The organism is Salmonella sp. 741265116_PST (assembly GCF_046567715.1).
Classification (GTDB): Bacteria; Pseudomonadota; Gammaproteobacteria; order Enterobacterales; family Enterobacteriaceae; genus Salmonella; species Salmonella enterica.
The window spans coordinates 87,305-102,135 of record NZ_JBKFPH010000007.1; the positions used below are offsets into that span (position 1 = coordinate 87,305).

Here is a 14,831-nt window from a genome sequence, read left to right on the forward strand (position 1 = left end):
TATAACTGATTAACGGAAGTTCTGAATAATGGCAGCATCAATATCCTTAAAGACTTTTACCGTGTTCGATTGCGCGTTACGGTACAAGTTATATTCCGAGAGCTTACTCTGATACGCCGCCAGTAGCGCCGGATCGGAGGGTTTTGCTGCTAATTTATCCAGCGCCTCTGTTACCTGCGTTTGTAGATCATCAACGCCCGTATCAAATTTTGCTGAAACTTCATCCAGATAACCTGACCAAGATGTTGGCATAATGACTTCCTTATTTGCGTTAAATTAAAGTGGACTTGGGAAATACCAATGGCCTGGGCTCATTTTGATATATCCTTCCGCCCCGTACTGAAATGAGCGCCCCTTGAGCCAGTCATCTTTTAATTCGATCGCAAACTGCACATAGCGTCCTCCCCATGTGCGGTAATAGCTATCGACAAATTGACGAGCTCTGAGTATTTCTACATCATCGAGCGCCCCCTGAATAACAAACGTTACGCCCCCCTTATGATTCCTGCGGGAATAAGGTAACGCCTGCTGTTTTAGCCCCGCTTCCGCCTGGCCTGCTGCGGTAACATCGTCCATCAACGTGATGTTAACCGAATCCGCGTAAGGCATTAGCGCTCTCAGCTTTTGACTTAACACCTCGAGCTCTTTCTTGCTCATCGTGTTTCGCTGGCGGCTTAGCCAGAAAACGGGTTTACGCGGCTCATCGAAATGAAGCCGATAATAAGCCAGCTGCGGATAATAGGTATCCAGCCAGGTAGAGATACGTTTATTTTCTTCGTTTTCGTTAATCACTCGCGCATTTTTATCATAATCGCCCCTGGCTAAAACCTGACGAGCCCACAGCGTATCTCTTTCATTTTGCGCAGCGACATAGAGCATTTTGTCCCGTCCTGGCAACACCTGAAAGCGCTCCTTCTCCTGTCCCAATAGCGAATCGAGCTCTGCGGCCTGCCGCTGCGGCGAGTTAAGTATCCATAACGTTCCCACCGTCCCAATCCCTAATATAAAAAACCCGGCCAGTGCGGCTACAATTCCGTTTTTAAAACGCGGCTCGTTCTTTTTTGCAGACGTTTCTAACTTCTCAGGCTGCTCGGGCACCCACGGCTCGCTTTCCGGGCGAATCAGGATAAGCAATTCGCCGACCTGTATTGGCGTATTTAATTGCACTGAACGAGATTCGGAATTTCCTTCTTTTAGCTCATGGAGTATAATTTCGGTCGCATCCGTGTCCACCTGGATTTCAAAATTTACTCCGCCATGGTCCAGCGGGATAAAAAAGCTATCGGCAGGTATATCAGGGAGTTGGCCTGAAGCAGTGAGCACATCACTCTGACCTACCACAAAGAGTGTTCGGCCTGTCAGCAATGGAAACTCACAGCCGTTCAGTGAGCTGTTAAGTAATCGAACTATGTATGGCCCAGGGCTTGTTATCGTCTTCTCTTTTGATGTTTCCATATATACTGTTAGCGATGTCTGTCGTTCTCGATAGCAGCAGAGTACCGCACAGGACACAGGGATTCCTGATGAAAATAGAATGAAAAGTGAGAAATAAAATCAATTTATTCTGTATAATGCGTCTCAACACATATTAAAAGAACCATCGTCCCCATTGAGGCTTAAACTACTGTAGATAAATTACCCAAATTTGGGTTCTTTTGGTGTAACAATCAGACCATTGCCAACACACGCTAATAAAGAGCATTTACAACTCAGATTTTTTCAGTAGGATACCAGTAAGGAACATTAAAATAACATCAACAAAGGGATAATATGGAAAATGTAACCTTTGTAAGTAATAGTCATCAGCGTCCTGCCGCAGATAACTTACAGAAATTAAAATCACTTTTGACAAATACCCAGCAGCAAATTAAAAGTCAGGCTCAGCAGGTTACCATCAGAAATCTTTATGTAAGCAGTTTCACTTTAGTTTGCTTTCGGAGCGGTAAACTGACGATTAGCAATAATCACGATACGATTTACTGTGACGAACCTGGGATGTTGGTGCTCAAAAAAGAGCAGGTAGTTAGCGTGACGCTTGAAGAGGTCAATGGCCACATGGATTTCGATATACTCGAGATACCGACGCAACGACTTGGCGCTCTCTATGCACTTATCCCAAACGAGCAGCAAACCAAAATGGCGGTACCCACAGAGAAAGCGCAGAAAATCTTCTATACGCCTGACTTTCCTGCCAGAAGAGAGGTATTTGAACATCTGAAAACGGCGTTCTCCTGTACGAAGGATACAAGCAAAGGTTGCAGTAACTGTAACAACAAGAGTTGTATTGAAAATGAAGAGTTAATTCCTTATTTTCTGCTGTTCCTGCTTACTGCTTTTCTCCGACTCCCGGAGAGTTATGAGATCATCCTTAGCTCGGCTCAGATAACGTTAAAGGAGCGCGTTTACAACATTCTATCTTCGTCACCCAGTAGACAGTGGAAGCTTACGGATGTTGCCGATCATATATTTATGAGTACGTCAACGCTCAAACGGAAACTTGCAGAAGAAGGTACCAGCTTTAGCGACATCTACTTATCGGCAAGAATGAATCAGGCAGCAAAACTTTTACGCATAGGCAACCATAATGTTAATGCTGTAGCATTAAAATGTGGTTATGATAGCACATCCTACTTCATTCAATGTTTCAAAAAATATTTTAAAACTACGCCATCGACATTCATAAAAATGGCGAACCATTAACATTTTTTGTATCTATCACTCAAGTAAAGATTTTTATTAAAATTGTAATAATTTAAAATTCAGACTGCGCATTAACACGCTCTATCAGGATGGGAGGCTATTCAACATCATTGTTCTGTCCGGAAGACAGCTTATACTGATATCTCTGGTAATTTAAAGTAATGCTGATTATATAAACGATTTTTGTGAACTTGTCATCGCTATGATGACTGGTAAACCGATATTGCCTTATTCACAGCGTAAGAATCCGTCCAGATGACACTATCTCCTTCCGGCTTTAACCCTGTGGATTAAGGCCGGCATTTTATTCATATTTATACATCATCCGTTCCCTCTGAGAACTATTTGCCTGAACGGTCTACACCGAAACAGTCACGCTTGTTAGCTTTCTGCCAGGCATACCTCTTCTCTTCCTACTGATATCGATATAATGCCTGTGGGCCAGCCTGAGGATGATACTGCTCATAAACCCCCTGCCTTTTTGACGCTATAGCTGAAGGGAGTAAAGAAAAGACGATATCATTATTTTGCAAAAAAATATAAAAATAAGCGCATCATTAAAAACAGTCTTTCATTTATATTTTGGCACCTAAGCCAAATTACACTCTTAAACTTTCAACGAATGGTCATTTAGTGGAAATCTTCGAGAAAAATGGTTCTGATGGTGTAATTATCAGACCATTAACCATGAAGATATAATAAGCAGCATTTACACCCCCAAAAAATGCAGTAAGATAGCTACAAAACTAATCTCTATTGCAATGAGGCCAAGTTAAATATGTAAATATTTAGATGCCAGACGCTGACTCTCTCTGCAACAGGACATACGGCAGGGCCCATTCGATAATCACAGTCAGTTATAATAATATCATTACCAACATGTCAGTTATTTAAAGCACAGACATAAGCTAAATAATCAAATGTTAAAAACATATAAACCCGAGCCCGTAGAATATGACATTAAGCTCATAATAAAAGCTCAATCTGACCGTTAGTACTAACAGCAGAATTACTGAAACAGTAGACTCTATCCTAACGACTTGTATTAACTATTATAACTTTTCACCCTGTAAGAGAATACACTATTATCATGCCACATTTTAATCCTGTTCCTGTATCTAATAAAAAATTCGTCTTTGATGATTTCATACTAAACATGGACGGCTCCCTGCTACGATCAGAAAAGAAAGTCAATATTCCGCCAAAAGAATATGCCGTTCTGGTCATCCTGCTCGAAGCCGCCGGCGAGATTGTGAGTAAAAACACCTTACTGGACCAGGTATGGGGCGACGCGGAAGTTAACGAAGAATCTCTTACCCGCTGTATTTATGCCTTACGACGTATTCTGTCGGAAGATAAAGATCATCGTTACATTGAAACACTGTACGGACAGGGCTATCGGTTTAATCGTCCGGTCGTAGTGGTGTCTCCGCCAGCGCCGCAACCTACGACTCATACATTGGCGATACTTCCTTTTCAGATGCAGGATCAGGTTCAATCAGAGAGTCTGCATTACTCTATCGTGAAGGGATTATCGCAGTATGCGCCCTTTGGCCTAAGCGTGCTGCCGGTGACCATTACGAAGAACTGCCGCAGTGTTAAAGATATTCTTGAGCTTATGGATCAATTACGCCCCGATTATTATATCTCCGGGCAGATGATACCCGATGGCAATGATAATATTGTACAGATCGAGATAGTTCGGGTTAAAGGCTACCACCTGCTGCACCAGGAAAGCATTAAGTTGATAGCAAACCAACCCGCTTCTCTCTTGCAAAACAAAATTGCGAATCTTTTGCTCAGATGTATTCCCGGACTTCGCTGGGACACAAAGCAGATTAGCGAGCTAAATTCGATTGACAGTACCATGGTTTACTTACGCGGTAAGCATGAGTTAAATCAATATACTCCCTATAGCTTACAGCAAGCGCTTAAATTGCTGACTCAATGCGTTAACATGTCGCCAAACAGCATTGCGCCTTACTGTGCGCTGGCAGAATGCTACCTCAGTATGGCGCAAATGGGGATTTTTGATAAACAAAACGCCATGATCAAAGCTAAAGAACATGCGATTAAGGCGACAGAGCTGGACCACAATAATCCACAAGCTTTAGGATTACTGGGGCTAATTAATACAATTCATTCAGAATACATCGTCGGGAGTTTGCTATTCAAACAAGCTAACTTACTTTCGCCCATCTCTGCAGATATTAAATATTATTATGGCTGGAATCTCTTCATGGCTGGCCAGTTGGAGGAGGCCTTACAAACGATTAACGAGTGTTTAAAATTGGACCCAACGCGCGCAGCCGCAGGGATCACTAAGCTGTGGATTACCTATTATCATACCGGTATTGATGATGCTATACGTTTAGGCGATGAATTACGCTCACAACACCTGCAGGATAATCCAATATTATTAAGTATGCAGGTTATGTTTCTTTCGCTTAAAGGTAAACATGAACTGGCACGAAAATTAACTAAAGAAATATCCACGCAGGAAATAACAGGGCTTATTGCTGTTAATCTTCTTTATGCTGAATACTGTCAGAATAGTGAGCGTGCCTTACCAACGATAAGAGAATTTCTGGAAAGTGAACAGCGTATTGATAATAATCCAGGATTATTACCGTTAGTGCTGATTGCCCACGGCGAAGCTATTGCCGAGAAAATGTGGAATAAATTTAAAAACGAAGATAATATTTGGTTCAAAAGATGGAAACAGGATCCCCGCTTGATTAAATTACGGTAAAATCTGAGAGAGGAGATATGTATTATTTTTTTATCATCGTAATCTGGTTGCTTAACATAAATACGGCATGGGCTGATTGCTGGCTTCAGGCTGAAAAAATGTTCAATATTGAATCCGAACTACTTTACGCTATCGCCCAGCAGGAATCGGCGATGAAACCAGGCGCCATTGGTCATAACCGAGATGGTTCAACCGATCTTGGCCTGATGCAAATTAACAGCTTCCATATGAAAAGGCTGAAAAAAATGGGGATTAGTGAAAAACAGTTGTTACAGGACCCCTGCATTTCTGTCATTGTTGGCGCATCCATTTTATCAGATATGATGAAAATCTACGGTTATAGCTGGGAGGCCGTTGGCGCTTATAATGCCGGGACGTCGCCGAAACGATCGGATATAAGGAAACGTTATGCTAAAAAAATTTGGGAGAATTACAGAAAATTAAAAGGGATGTCAGCAGAAGAGAAAAACAAAAGACTTTCTATCGCGGTAAACAAATAATGAGACAGGAATAGCTTACTTTCAGATAGTTCTAAAAGTAAGCTATATTTTTATCAGCTTGCCGTCGTCATAAGCAACTGGGCTTGCATTGCTTTTAATTGTACAAACTGTGAGGCGTCTTCCAGCATTCTATTGTTCCGTGAATTCCGGAAATCTGCACGTACCTGCTCCAGATTACTATGAGGATTATCCTTAAGTACAAGGGCCGCCGCCATCGTTCCGGTTCTCCCCACTCCGCCCAGACAATGAATCATCGGTAAATGCTTATCTGATGAACTACGCCCCGGCGCGCCATTTTGGTTACTATTTTTCACCCTATCCGCCAGGTATTCTAACTGATCAGTAGACGGTAACGGCTGGTGATCTGGCCAATTTTTCACATGCAATACCGGGATTGTATACTGCTTTTCCCCGCAGGACAGGTGCATATTGTATTGGTCTATCGCTCCTCCCTGACTGGCTGAGCTCACTTTTTGGCTGTTGGTATGCACCTCGCCAAAGGTGTAGCTCCCTCTGAAATAGGCTGGTAATTGTTTTGCCTGCATCTGATCTTCCGGCGTTAACACCACCAGGCATGAGCATTCTTTTTCAAGAAGCATTTTCATATGCGCTTCCAGCGCATCCGGCGTATTTTTAGGGTACGAACCGGCTAATGCCACAGGCTTACCATCAAAAGTTAACGCATTCACTGGCACAGGCATTCCATCGCTCAGTTTCACCTGGGTTTGCTGATTAATTGGAATGCTGCTGACCGCAAACCGTGCCAGGCCCAGTGTCGGTCCGCTCATCGTCTGTGGCATTGACGCGCCGGCTTCTATTTTCTCAAGTTCAGCTGTAACGTTTTTCAGTTCTTTAGCAATAACGTGCATTTTTTTTACAGCCTGGGTTAATTCATGAGTAGAGGCTTTATCAATCCACCTCTCAACCTCTCCCCCACAGGTTCCCCATTGTGAGAACCGGGCTACACCTACCTGAATATTTGTTAACGTTACAGCATAATCATTAAGTTGTTTAGCCTCTGGAATTTTATTTAAATTCTGTAAATTCGTCATTAATGAACGCAGCGGGCCGTTACCTGAAGCCATCTCCTGGAAGTTTTCTCGCAGGCTATTTCCATCCATTTGTTCCAGCTGCGGTAATGTTCTTTTAAGTCCCTTTAGCGCGATATCGAGTAAAGGTTGCTTCCTTTCTGCACCAACATCGTTATTTTGTTCTGTCGCTTTTGTATCGCCGCCTTTTATGACTAAAGCGGCATTCATGACTCCAACATTATCCTTGCTCTTAATAAGGTTTATAAATCCTTCGTCAGCAGCTTTTACACACTCCGTGATCTGCACTGCTAAACGTTGGGTAAGGGGTTTGTTCATATTTATACGGGACATTAACAGTGCGTCATTAACTGCTGTTTCCCCATATTTTTCCGTTAGTGCCTGGAGAAATGTCTGTAAAATCTTTTGATCCTGTACTCTGATATTTTCCGTATGTTTTTGCACCACTTCAGTGTTTTTAAATAACGGCATTTTTCCAAGCCAGGTTAATACTTTTGACGAAAATTTTTCAGGCGCAACATATGCCTTATCAGTATTTTCCTTAGCAATATAAAGTCGGGCATCATTCGACACACCAACTTTTGAAAACGAAGACAACGTTAAATTATTCAATTTTCTCTCCTCATACTTTAGCATATTCCTGCAGTATGTTTTTGAGCGCTTCCTGCTGATTCACAAATGACTCAAGCTGCGATATAATATGGTAAGTATTTGTCAGATCGGTAATTGCATGTATAAACAACAACGTCTCTGCGGCATCAATATACGCTAACGTACCTTCATTATTCGCAGCCAGTTCACCATTAATCACCATAATCTGCCGCCAGATAGAATCGCCACAAAAAGGCGATAACGGTATAATCATACCGTTCAATAACCAGATATCATCTTTAGCTTCAATAGACGTAAAAATATCGCTATCGAGTAGTAATAAGCACTGATTGTTGTCGTCAAAAGTGAGCGGTAAACCCAATTTCTCACCAATATTAGCGATAATATCCTGGTGTGCTTGCAATTTACTTTCCTCTTGAATTATATCTTTTATAAGATTGCTTCTTCAAATTTAATCTGGTTACACAATGACTTGATACTTTTTCGCGCCCATCGCCGGGCGCAATATTTCTCTCCTTTAATCCAGTAGAATAGCCATTCACTACGCATCGGAACACATATCAGCAGCTCCTTCGGATCATTTTCAACATGACGTAACTTGCCTTTAATAACAAAACGCGGACTGTCAGCAATATCATCATATATTGCAGCCATACCTGAACCGGGTACTACGTGTGTGATGATTTTCATAACAATTAATCTTGTTCAATTGTTGTCGAGCGAGAGAAAAATACTACACCCTGGACTCAAGACTTTTTTTAACAACACGGCATATATCCGCAAAGGTCGTCATATCCGGAAGATCGTTTTCATTACAACTAATGTCAAACTCCTCACTAAGACCAAATACAATATCAATTAAATCCAATGAGTCAGCGTAAAGATCCTCAACCAGATGGGTCTGACCATTGATACTATCAATATCAACGGCAATACAGGAGGTGATCACTTTTTTGACTCTTGCTTCAATATCCATATTCATCGCATCTTTTCCAATTAATTAACGCTGCATGTGCAAGCCATCAACGGTAGTAATAACCCGATCCACGCCAGGTTTATTCAGGTATGACTCGTAAGCCGGGCCAGCTCGCCAGCTACCGTCTCCGATAAGGCCGTCCAACACATTACTTAACACATAGTCAGTTTCCCCTTTTTGCCTGGTCAACCCCGCCTCTCTGGCAAACTGCAGTGCAATCTCAGCCAGTTTTTCTTTTTGTGGATGATGAGTAATGACCTCTTTGAGCGTATCCATTTTCGCTTTCAATTCTGGGTGCTTGTCAATATCGCTACATTGCGCTTTCAACGCTGCACTCTTTATCGTGTCATTGGGTAATATTTCCGCACGCAAGCCGTCAAACGCTCTGCGTACAGGAAACGGTGTGGAGGTATCCGGCTCCAGCGCTTTACGTATCACACCCAAAAACGCCTCACGGGCGTTGAAATGCATTGAATGCATATTCGTAACGCTCGGTACCGTTGAGAGGAAACTATTTTGCTTAAACTTCAAACCAGAAAATGGGCCAGTCTTATCTGTCTGGCTATTATCATTATCGGTCGTACCGGCTTTATTACCTGTAATTACCGTCGAGTCTGATTGTAAGGTATCGATTTTAACATTCTCGACGCCAGCCAGTTGACTGGCAAGCGGCTTCACATTCACAATCTCTGCCGTCTGGCTTTGCTGTTTATTATCATCAACGCCGTGCACCGTGGCCAGTACCGGCTTGCCGATAATGTTCTTGCTGGTTACGCCATCAACTTCATCAAAAGAGGTTGTTTCACCCGTAGTGCCCTTTTCTGACGTGACCACCTTTCCATTTTTACTTTCGGAAGAAGCGATGGTCACAGCCTCTGCCGTCGCATGAGCCGTGATGTCAATTTTACCTGCGATGCCATGGTCAATTGCCCCTGTGCTGGCGCTGTGTGCCGTCTCCGTTTGATGCGTAGTCGAATCCACACGCGAATGACTATGACTTACGTTACTGCTGTTAGTCGAATGGTGTGACTCGCCATGGCGTTGGCTGTTATCAATAAATGTTCGGCTATTATCAATCGTCTTCCGGCTATTATCATGGTTGCTATTATCGATATGGCGCTGGCTATTATCGACATGGCTTCGGCTATTGTTAATATGCTTACTGTTATCCACGCTATGGTTACTGCTATCAATATTAATATTGATATTAATACCCGAAGGTTCTGCTTTTTTCCCACCATCAGGTACTGGTCCAGCCGCAGGTTCCGGAATTTTAGGGTCGGGCAGTTTATCTGCAGGAATTTGTGCAAAAACATTACGTAGCAGCAGGGGTATCAACGTTTGCATTTCAAGGTGCCGGGCTTCCCGTCCAACGCTGGTACCCTGCTCTTGCGTTAATTTTTGGTGGCACATATCAAGCGCCTCAACCGCCTTCGCCGCCGCTTTGTCAACAAGCTGCGTAAGATTGCTGCGGGTTAACGGATCCAACGTACAGCCAAAGTTATGTTCAATGCAGCTGGCAATATAGGGCATCACCTCCTGCATAACAAAATTCGTCGATAATTTACTTAATTCACCGCCAGTGTTATTTTTGATGATATTTAACAGCTGCTTTTCCAGGTTTTCCAGCTTCGCTTCCGCTTTCTTTGTTTCTGGCATCCATGGCCCAAAAGCTGACTTTTCTTTCAGGCCATCTTTTATGATTTGCGCGGTATACTCTGCCCCCACCTTCATTAGTAGCGTCTTCGCCTCAGTAGAATCACTGGTGGCGTTGAGCGCTGAACGAAAGAGCCCGGCAAACTCCATTATCGCTTTCTTACTGGCGACATTATTTGAATTGGTAAAAACTTCTTTTAACGCCTCGGCGTCTTTCCCGCATTTAAACAATGCATCCAGACTCGCCTGTTTGGTCAGCGCGGGAAAATCTTCCAGTTGCGGGCCTTTAATTTCCCCTGACAGCGTCGCTGTGGCACTTTCCCTGACTGCGGAAAGATTCGCCGCAAGATTAGTGGCCTGTGTTTTGATCTCGGTCTGCATACCTGGCATTATGACGGGAGGCTGAATCCTTACACTTGTAACCATTATTAATATCCTCTTCTGTTATCCTTGCAGGAAGCTTTTGGCGGTTTCCAGGCTGCTACTTATCGTACTGCTCAGCACTTTTACCAGGTTGTCGTACAATGAATTGGCATTGCTATATTTTTGCGTCAGCGTCTGTAATGTGGTTTTCAGGTTTTCTTCCTGCGCTTTAAAACCCGACTGCCAGGCTTGATATTTGGCGTTATCCATTTCGAGTTTTGAATCTTTTCCCGGCGCGCCTAAGCCACCAATATCCTGAACCATTTTTTGTAATGGCGTCAGATCAACGGTGACGACATAACCGGATCCATAAGATTTCAGGCAGCTATTCGGTAAATTCAATTCACTGAGCCACTGTCTCGCTTCCGCTTCAGTTGCTACTTTAACGCCGCTGCCTGACTGCGTTGGAAATAAAACAGTATTACTGTTTATTTGATTATATTTACTGACTAAACTGTTTAAATCATTTTTGAGTGAGGTAACATCTAGCTTAACGGTATTACCGTCCTTACCTGGTAATAACCAGCCTCCCATTTTGGAAAGAATATCACTGAAGGCCTGATAAAAATCGGTATAGACTGCGACAACGTTTTCATAAACGCCCAGATAGCTGTCACCTATCGCCGATATATTTTGGGAAACCATATCCCAAATCTCAGCATCAGAAATGGTTGTTCTCGGCTGCGCCATAGGCGAAGCGCTAAATAAGGCCGACGTCGGCGCAGAAAACGCGCTCCGCAGGTTCTCATTTTGTTCTGCGGATAATGACACGCCAGACTTCGCCAGCGCATTCAGGCTGCTGGTCAACTGTTGGCGCGCCAGCGTGCGCTCGTCATTATTCTCTTCAGAGATCGGTGGCGTTGACTGCAGCGTCTGCTGTGCCTGCTGGATTTTAGTAGCCGCCTGCGATAATGAAATGATCTCTGTACCGCGATGTTCTGTGGTAGACGGTACCACGGCAGTCTCGACGTGCTCGCTCGCCGAGGGAGTCTGCGGCCGTTCGGCAACAATCCCCGGATGAGGAGAAGCGGAATAATTTTGAATATTAAGCATAATATCCCCAGTTCGCCATCAGGAGCGCGATTAAATCACACCCCTGATGGCGTATAGATGACCTTTCAGATTAAGCGCGAATATTGCCTGCGATAGCAGCGAGTGCGGATGCTTTCGACTGGTTAATGCTCTCCATTGTTTTCAGCATTTCCTGAATCAGGCTGGTCGATTTACGTGAACTTTCACGGGCTTCGTCCGATGCGGTGCTGGCAACCCGGTTGTTCACCTGGCTAATTTGCTGCTCGGAACGTTCCTGAGTAGCGGCGTACTGCCCGGACGCCCCTGCAATACCACCGACCGTGACTGAGTTCTTCATAATCAGATCGCCCGTCATCTGCATCTTGCGCGCATCGATTCGAGTCATATCCATGGTATTCTGCTCAAGACGAATATCGGATTCGACAGACTCAAGACGTTTCGACAGAATAGCCTGATGTTCAGGGGAGATTTGTTTATTACTGTCTTTAATACCCAGACTTTCCGTGGCGCTGGTTCCGGCATTAGATTTAAGCGTCGCATCATTAAGATTTTTCGTCGCATCGGTACCGGTTTTCTTCATATTTAACGATTTCAGAGAATCGACGCCTTCAGCACCGAGTTTGACGCTATTCTGCCCGTTCAGCACGTTTTTAATACTGTGGCTTTCGGTGGTCAGTTTATCGATCTTCGCGGCATTATGTTTAAGCGCGCCTCTTTCATTCTGCAGCCCCTTATATTCCAGTTTTGCGCCCACGCCAGTGATCCCCAACTGAAGCGCGCTCTGGGAAATACTACCGGACAACGCATTCATCCCTTCGCGCATCATGGAGCTTGCCGTCGTTTTAGCTGCATCAAAACTGACTAATGACAACTTACCAGACAGTTTGCTATCAGCCTGGTTCAACGTCAGCATTAACGTATTCGCGGCAGCCAACAGCGCAACGGCACTGGAAGACATCCCGCTAATATCAAAAAACTTTCCGACTTCTGCCTGCTGCTCGCGTAACTGGGTTTGCACAACCTCATTCGCTTTAGTCGTGACATTATTTGCCAGGGCATTCAAATCCTGATTCATGTCGGTATTTTGAATACTGGCTTTTAAAAAGGACGTGATCGTTCCGGGGGTTTGCGTTAATACCCCTGGCGCAGGCGCGCTCAGTGTAGGACTCAACCCCAGGTCACTGACTTTACTGCTGCTAATACCAATACTATTCAGAATATCTTTAGCGCTAACGGATTGCGAAGCTGTCTGTGAACTATTCTCAACAGAATGATTATTTAAATAAGCGGCGGGATTTATTCCCACATTACTAATTAACATATTTTTCTCCCTTTATTTTGGCAGTTTTTATGCGCGACTCTGGCGCAGAATAAAACGCGAAGCATCCGCATTTTGCTGTACCGCAGAAGACATGACTTTTTGTAGTTCCGCCGTTACCTTCTGGTTTTCACCAAATATTTCTACGGATTGTTTAAGCCACTGCTGAATCTGATCCATGGCAAAACGGGCGAGCATAAAATCAGCAAGCGCCTCGCTGGCATTTTTAATAAATACGCCCTCGGCAACACCACCGGCTGACTGGGCTGCGGTATTCGTGACTTCCATGCCCAACGCCACTTTATTTAGGGTATTACCTACCAGCTCTTTACTTAAGGTATTCGTTTGCAGGCCCATCTTGCTACCCACATTACCCAGACCGCTAGTAATACGTTGCATCCCCTGGGTAAAGAGTTTGCTGCCGTTTTGCGCCATCTGTTTCAGCACGTTAGGCACCAACTTCTTAATCGTTTCGCCCATCATTTTGCTCAACGCGTTACCCAGTTTCGCCGCTGCGCCTTTCCCGACAACTGCGACCACCACAATGACCGCCACCATCGCAATGGCTGCAACAATCGCGCCAACAATGCTACCGGCCATCTCCGCCGTTTTCTTATCGACGCCTAATCCTTCCAGCGCTTTGGTAATCGCCTTGCCAATCAGCTCCATTAACGGCTTCAGCACATGCTCCATAATGGGATTCAGCGCTTGCTGGATAAACGACACCCCCGTCGTCGCCTTCACAATCTCGTCGGCGACCATAACCGCAAGCCCTACTGCAGCCAGCGCCAGACTCGCCCCGCCGGTAAAAATAGCGCCAACCACGCTGACAATGGTCAACAACGCGCCGAGGACTTTCCCAACACATCCCATAATGCGGTTCGTTTCCTCGGCTTTGCGCGTCTCTTCCTGGAATTCAGCCGATTTCTTTTCCATCTCCGCCTGACGGCCTTCCTGCAAGGAGCTGAAAAGCGCAAGATCGTTTTGCAGGCTTTCTTCCGTATTTTTGCCCACAATCTCAATAAACATGGCCATGAGCATAGTGAGGCGGGCGACATTTGACAGATTATCCTGCTCACCCTGGGAAACCTGATTCTGAGGGGCGGCATTAGCCATTCCCTGGAATTTGGTCAGAATGTTATCCGCTTTCTCGGCTTTCGCTTTGGCGTCTGTGCCTGCTTTAACCGTCGCATCCGTGGCCTTATCTAATGCCTCTTTCGCCTCTGTCGCTTCTTTTCCGGCCTGTTCTACCGCGGCTTCAGCTTGTGCATAGCCGGGGTCAGCCGGGTCCAGCGATTGCAATTTATTTTGCGCCTGCGTCAGTTTTTTGGCCGCAGCGTCATAAACACTCTTGGCGGTATCCGTTTTTTTGATACTGGCTTCATAGAGATCCGTCGCCTCCTGAGCCTCTCCCAGAGCCGTCTGAAACTCCTTCGATACCTGAACCCCCATCTCTTTTTGTGACTCAATCATCGCCTGCCATACCGCCAGACGAGACTCCAGTTGAGACAGCGAAACATCGCCCAGTAGCGTCATTAACTTGCCAAGCAGTAACGTCAATTGCCCTTCGCTGGAGAGTTTTTCACGGGCGGCGTCCGTAGGCGGCTTCAGACCCACCGTATTAATAGTACTCTCGCCGGACTTTGTTCCGGCTTTAAGGTCGCCCGCTTTCGTTGCCACCACATCTTTAAAAGCTTTATCCGCCGCTTTTAAAAAGTCCGTGTTCTTACGAACGCCTTCAAAAGCCGCCTCAGCGAGACGCGGATTTTGGGTATATCCGCTACGGCTAATGCTACTTGCGTCATTTACCATA

At 44.8% G+C, this 14,831-nt stretch carries 13 protein-coding genes; 3 read left to right on the forward strand and 10 right to left on the reverse strand.

Going from position 1 to position 14,831, the window contains the following annotated elements; translation table 11 throughout:
- Window positions 1–9: 9 nt before the first annotated feature.
- Both prgI and prgH read right to left on the reverse strand, forming a co-directional pair.
- Window positions 10–252, reverse strand: coding sequence for a type III secretion system needle filament protein PrgI (gene prgI, locus ACLD11_RS07160; RefSeq protein WP_001143300.1), 243 nt, complete (start codon window positions 250–252; stop codon window positions 10–12).
- A gap of 24 nt (window positions 253–276) precedes the next feature.
- The gene (gene prgH, locus ACLD11_RS07165; RefSeq protein ID WP_080220172.1) at window positions 277–1,455 is read right to left on the reverse strand and encodes a type III secretion system inner membrane ring protein PrgH; all 1,179 of its coding nucleotides are present in this window, start codon (window positions 1,453–1,455) and stop codon (window positions 277–279) included.
- Between the two features lie 315 nt (window positions 1,456–1,770).
- Here prgH and hilD point away from each other — a divergent pair, with 315 nt between their 5' ends.
- The 3 genes from hilD (at window position 1,771) to iagB (ending at window position 5,952) form a co-directional block, all read left to right on the forward strand.
- Window positions 1,771–2,700: a transcriptional regulator HilD gene (gene hilD / locus ACLD11_RS07170; protein ID WP_411014723.1), complete on the forward strand. Its 930-nt coding sequence runs from the start codon at window positions 1,771–1,773 to the stop codon at window positions 2,698–2,700.
- A 1,090-nt stretch (window positions 2,701–3,790) separates the two neighbouring features.
- Window positions 3,791–5,452 carry a transcriptional regulator HilA gene (gene hilA / locus ACLD11_RS07175; RefSeq protein WP_411011730.1) on the forward strand — a complete coding sequence of 554 codons (1,662 nt, stop codon included), beginning with the start codon at window positions 3,791–3,793 and terminating at the stop codon, window positions 5,450–5,452.
- A 17-nt stretch (window positions 5,453–5,469) separates the two neighbouring features.
- Window positions 5,470–5,952, forward strand: a complete 483-nt coding sequence (gene iagB / locus ACLD11_RS07180) for an SPI-1 type III secretion system invasion protein IagB (protein ID WP_411011729.1) — start codon at window positions 5,470–5,472, stop codon at window positions 5,950–5,952.
- Between the two features lie 53 nt (window positions 5,953–6,005).
- On the opposite strand, the gene sptP is transcribed toward iagB, so the two are convergent.
- The 8 genes from sptP to sipB all read right to left on the reverse strand — a co-directional run bounded on the left by sptP (window position 6,006) and on the right by sipB (window position 14,830).
- On the reverse strand, window positions 6,006–7,637 hold the full coding sequence (gene sptP, locus ACLD11_RS07185; protein WP_411014724.1) for an SPI-1 type III secretion system effector GTPase-activating protein SptP: 1,632 nt from the start codon (window positions 7,635–7,637) through the stop codon (window positions 6,006–6,008).
- Window positions 7,624–8,016, reverse strand: a complete 393-nt coding sequence (gene sicP / locus ACLD11_RS07190; protein ID WP_001748715.1) for a chaperone SicP — start codon at window positions 8,014–8,016, stop codon at window positions 7,624–7,626. Before sicP ends, sptP begins: the two co-directional genes overlap by 14 nt.
- 26 nt (window positions 8,017–8,042) lie before the next feature.
- A complete protein-coding gene (locus ACLD11_RS07195; protein WP_072206347.1) occupies window positions 8,043–8,303 on the reverse strand; it encodes a hypothetical protein in 261 nt (86 codons plus the stop codon).
- Window positions 8,304–8,346: 43 nt separating this feature from the next.
- Window positions 8,347–8,595 carry an acyl carrier protein gene (locus tag ACLD11_RS07200; RefSeq protein WP_061376021.1) on the reverse strand — a complete coding sequence of 83 codons (249 nt, stop codon included), beginning with the start codon at window positions 8,593–8,595 and terminating at the stop codon, window positions 8,347–8,349.
- Between the two features lie 18 nt (window positions 8,596–8,613).
- Complete coding sequence (gene sipA / locus ACLD11_RS07205; RefSeq protein WP_411014725.1) at window positions 8,614–10,671, reverse strand: SPI-1 type III secretion system effector SipA; 2,058 nt, start codon at window positions 10,669–10,671, stop codon at window positions 8,614–8,616.
- Window positions 10,672–10,689: 18 nt separating this feature from the next.
- On the reverse strand, window positions 10,690–11,721 hold the full coding sequence (gene sipD / locus ACLD11_RS07210; protein ID WP_411011726.1) for an SPI-1 type III secretion system needle tip complex protein SipD: 1,032 nt from the start codon (window positions 11,719–11,721) through the stop codon (window positions 10,690–10,692).
- A 70-nt stretch (window positions 11,722–11,791) separates the two neighbouring features.
- Entirely contained in the window at window positions 11,792–13,021 is a 1,230-nt protein-coding gene (sipC, locus tag ACLD11_RS07215) for an SPI-1 type III secretion system needle tip complex protein SipC (protein ID WP_000909019.1), read from the reverse strand.
- 27 nt (window positions 13,022–13,048) lie between these two features.
- Window positions 13,049–14,830, reverse strand: a complete 1,782-nt coding sequence (sipB, locus tag ACLD11_RS07220; protein ID WP_411011725.1) for an SPI-1 type III secretion system needle tip complex protein SipB — start codon at window positions 14,828–14,830, stop codon at window positions 13,049–13,051.
- Between the last annotated feature and the right edge of the window lies 1 nt (window position 14,831).